This is a genomic window from Pengzhenrongella sp., assembly GCF_036565025.1.
Classification (GTDB): Bacteria; Actinomycetota; Actinomycetes; order Actinomycetales; family Cellulomonadaceae; genus Pengzhenrongella.
Window position 1 is genome coordinate 1 of record NZ_DATCNW010000074.1, and the last position, 3,855, is coordinate 3,855.

Consider the following 3,855-nt stretch of genomic DNA (forward strand, 5'->3'; position numbering starts at 1 on the left):
CTTGACCCGTCAAGCTCGTCATGTCATCAATCGAGGTCTGCTGCGCGCACGGATTCGTCTTAGCGTCGGGCGCGGGTGGGCCGGGAGCCGGGAAGTGGTGGATCGGTGGCAGCGAGGCCGGCGATAAAGATTCTGGCTTGCCGGCGGGCGAGTTGGTCCCAGTCAGCTGCATGCGGGAGTGGTTGGGCGAGCATCGCTCCGGTGATGATGATGTCGATCGGGGTGGCGTCTGGCCGGATGGTCCCGTCGCGGCGTCCGCGGGCGAGGACCTGCTCGAGGAGGTTTCTGATCTCGCTCTGGAGCGCGACGATCTTCTCGTCATGGATGACGGGGCCGCCGTGGAGCGGGAGGACGAACTCGTCGCGGGCCGCGATCGTCTGTTCGAGGAACCGCGTGAGGGTCGTGGGGGCCGGCTCGTCGCTCTGCGCGGCGGTACGCGCGTGTTCTAGGACGAGGTGGAAGGAGCGGAGCGTCAGCGCGGCTAGGAGGGCCGGGCGCGTCGGGTAATGGCGGTAGACGGTTCCGATCCCAACACCGGCCTCCTCGGCGATCGTTGCCATCGGGACTTTCTCGCCGTCGCGCCTGACCGCGATCGTGGCGGCGGCGAGGATGCGTTCGCGGTTGGCCGCGGCGTCACTTCGCAGTCGCTGCGCGATGGGCTGTGCCTTTGGCGGTGCTTCGGACATTCCCGGAGGTGATCGTGCCAGGTAGCGACACGGGGGTTTGCTTCTGTAGGCTCCCAGATCATAAGCGGACGATTTCGACCGCTTAGCCCACGATAGAGGAGCGCCGATGAACGACACCCCGCCCGCCCAGTCGAAGCCGCCAGGACCGGTCCCCGCCGATGACCCTGGGCGCGTCCTGACGCACGTGAGCCCCGACACCGATGACTCGCTGCCTCACCTCGGCGTGGTTGGCGACACCTACACCATCCTTGTGTCCGGGGCCGACACCGCTGGGCGGTACACGTTGATCGACATGCACGTCCCGCCGGGCGGGGGACCGCCGCCCCACCGTCACGACTTCGAGGAGATGTTCACAATTCTTGACGGCGAGATCGAGCTCACGTTCCGCGGCGTCAGCGCGGTTGCCAAGGTTGGCGAAACGATCAATGTGCCGGCCAACGCCCCACACGTCTTTCGGAACGTCTCCGAACGGCCTGCACGACTGCTGTGCCTCTGCTCGCCAGCGGGTCAGGAGGAGTTCTTCAAGCAGGTCGGCGTTCCGGTCGCGCACCGAACCGAGGCTCCACCGGCGCTCGACGATGCCGCCACCGGCGCGTTCATCGCCAAGGCGATCGCACTCGCCCCGAAGTACCGGACCGAGCTGCTGCTCGGCGACCCGAAGTCCTGATCCGCGAAACCGAACTGACAACAGTGACCCAGCAACAGCGCGACGCCCTTGACCAACTGCTGCGGGACGCGCCGCTTGATCTCGGCGGCGACGTAGCCGAGCAACGCGTCGTCTTCGAGGAGATGATGGCAGCGATCCCGAGTCCGGCCGACGTCACGACATCGTCCGGGAGCCTCGGCGGGATCCCCGTCGTCAACGTCGAGGTCGCGGGCGCTGACCCCGCCAGCGTCATCTTCTTCCTGCACGGCGGGGCGTACGCGATCGGAACGGCCGCCTCATCCGTCGGTCTCGCATCGGACCTCGCACGTCGCGCCGGAGCCCGGCTCGTCACGGTCGACTACAGGCTGGCACCTGAACATCCGCATCCTGCCGCGATCGATGACGCAGTCGCTGCCTACCGCGGACTGCTCGACAGCGGCCTCGCCGCGTCCGCGATCGCGATTGCTGGCGAGTCCGCCGGTGCGGGCCTAGCCGCCGCGACCCTGGTGGCGCTCAAGCACGCTGGGCTACCGCAACCGAGCGCGGCGGTGCTGATGTCCCCCTGGGCGGACCTCACCGTGTCCAGTGAGAGCATCAGCGTGAAGGCCGCGGTCGACCCCGCGCTTACCCCCAAAGGTCTGCGCCGACGAGCCGTCGACTACGTGCCCGCCGGCGACCGAACGGCGGAGCTGGTCAGCCCGATCTTCGCCGACCTGACCGGGCTGCCACCGCTGCTGATCCAGGCCGGCTCACACGAGATCCTCCTCGACGACGCCACCAGGCTCGCCGCCCGCGCCGCCACGGCCGATGTCGCCGTCAGGCTCGAAATCACACCGGGCGTCCCGCACGTGTTCCAAGGGTTCGCCGCGATGCTCGACGAAGCCGACGCTGCCCTGACTAGCGCCGGCGAGTTCTTGCGCGCGCACCTCGCCGGTCCGCGTCCATGAGAGCTTAACTTGGGCTGGCCTCCGCGGGCTCTTGTGTTGAGCAGGTCGCACGGGCGTCATGTGCGACGACGAACGAGACCGACGAGGACCAGGATCTGGCGGACCTATCCCATGCTGCCCTCGATCAGTTGCGCGCCGCCGCCCCCAGTTAGCCTGACAACGTCGCCAACGCGTCAACCCGGCTCGGCAGGCGCGTGACAGGATGACTCGCGTGAACGATCACAGGAGCGTGCGAGTCGTTGAGGAACGCTGTCGATTGGACGCCGATGCGCTGCGCGAGCTTAGCCGCCGGCTAGATGGCTACCGGAAGTCCACTGACCTCGGGTCAGGCTGGGATCGAGGCGTGCCCGGCGACTGGCTGGACGCCCTTTTGGAGGACTGGCGTGCCTTTGACGCCCACGCGTTTCAGCTCCGGCTCGACGCCCTGCGCCAACAGCGTGCTGAGGTTGCGGGTCACGCCCTGCACTTGGTGCACGCTGAAGGTCGCGGGCCAAGCCCACTTCCCTTGCTGCTCACCCACGGGTGGCCAGGGTCATTCCTGGAGTACCTGCCAGTCCTTCCTCTCCTTTCTGACCCAGGCGGGCACGGCGCAGATCCGGCCGACGCGTTCACGGTGATCATCCCGTCGCTGCCCGGCTACGCGTTCAGCACACCACCCCCACCCACGGGGATGACCGGACGTCAGGTCGCGCGACTCTGGCATCAATTGATGACCAAGGGGCTGGGACATGACCATTTCGTCGCGCATGGCAGCGACCTCGGTGCCGGCGTAACCGCCTGGCTGGCCCGCGACCAGCCAGACGCGGTCGCGGCGATTCACCTCGCGACTCCCGGCCTGGCCGTTGCGCCTGGGCCGCGGACAGAGCAAGAGGAGGACTTCGCCCGTGCCGTGCAGGACTGGACCGCGGAGGAGGGCGGCTATATGCACGAGCACGCCACCAAGCCGGCCACCCTCGCCGTCGGCCTGTCAGACAGTCCCGCCGGCCTGGCCGCATGGACCGGCGAGAAGATCATCGCCTGGAGCAGCACCCGCCCAGATGGGAGCCCGGCGTTCGATCGCGAACTGCTCCTGGGCACCCTCACCCTCTACTGGGCCACCAATACGATCACGACATCGCTGCTGCCCTACTGGGCCCACCGCCACCTCCCCGGCGCAGCCCTCCCGGATAGAGACGTGTCGCCGGTCCCCACCGCGGTCAGCATCTTCGGCGGTGAACGGGTCGCGTTTCCCAAGCCACCCCGAGAGCTGGCTGAGCGCTACTACAACATCACCTCCTGGGCTGAACACCCCACCGGCGGCCACTTCCCCGCCGTCGCCGAGCCTGAACTGCTGGCCCGCAGCCTACGCGACGCATTTCGCCCGATGCGACACCGGGCCTGAAACGCACCACCACTCACTTCCGCTTGCGCGAGTGCGACGCGAGGTCGCACGCTTAAATTGCACGCACGTTGGCGTGAACGGGTCCCGATAGCAGTTCCCAAAAATCCTGGCCGGTCAGCTTCGCGCCTTTATCTGACTGTTTGCCCTCCAGCCAGCGCTGCGAGTACCCGCCTGATTTGTCGTCAAGGACCTTGC

Annotated in this window: 4 protein-coding genes; 3 read left to right on the forward strand and 1 reads right to left on the reverse strand. The window is 67.6% G+C overall.

The window, feature by feature from the left end:
• Window positions 1-59 precede the first annotated feature (59 nt).
• Window positions 60-686, reverse strand: a complete 627-nt coding sequence (locus tag VIM26_RS03900) for a TetR/AcrR family transcriptional regulator (protein ID WP_331949025.1) — start codon at window positions 684-686, stop codon at window positions 60-62.
• Window positions 687-792: 106 nt separating this feature from the next.
• Here VIM26_RS03900 and VIM26_RS03905 point away from each other — a divergent pair, with 106 nt between their 5' ends.
• From VIM26_RS03905 to VIM26_RS03915, 3 genes are all read left to right on the forward strand, one after another.
• Window positions 793-1,353 carry a cupin domain-containing protein gene (locus VIM26_RS03905; protein WP_331949026.1) on the forward strand — a complete coding sequence of 187 codons (561 nt, stop codon included), beginning with the start codon at window positions 793-795 and terminating at the stop codon, window positions 1,351-1,353.
• A gap of 23 nt (window positions 1,354-1,376) precedes the next feature.
• Window positions 1,377-2,279, forward strand: coding sequence for an alpha/beta hydrolase fold domain-containing protein (locus VIM26_RS03910; protein ID WP_331949027.1), 903 nt, complete (start codon window positions 1,377-1,379; stop codon window positions 2,277-2,279).
• 256 nt (window positions 2,280-2,535) lie between these two features.
• Window positions 2,536-3,660, forward strand: a complete 1,125-nt coding sequence (locus VIM26_RS03915) for an epoxide hydrolase family protein (protein WP_331949028.1) — start codon at window positions 2,536-2,538, stop codon at window positions 3,658-3,660.
• The last annotated feature ends 195 nt before the right edge of the window (window positions 3,661-3,855 follow it).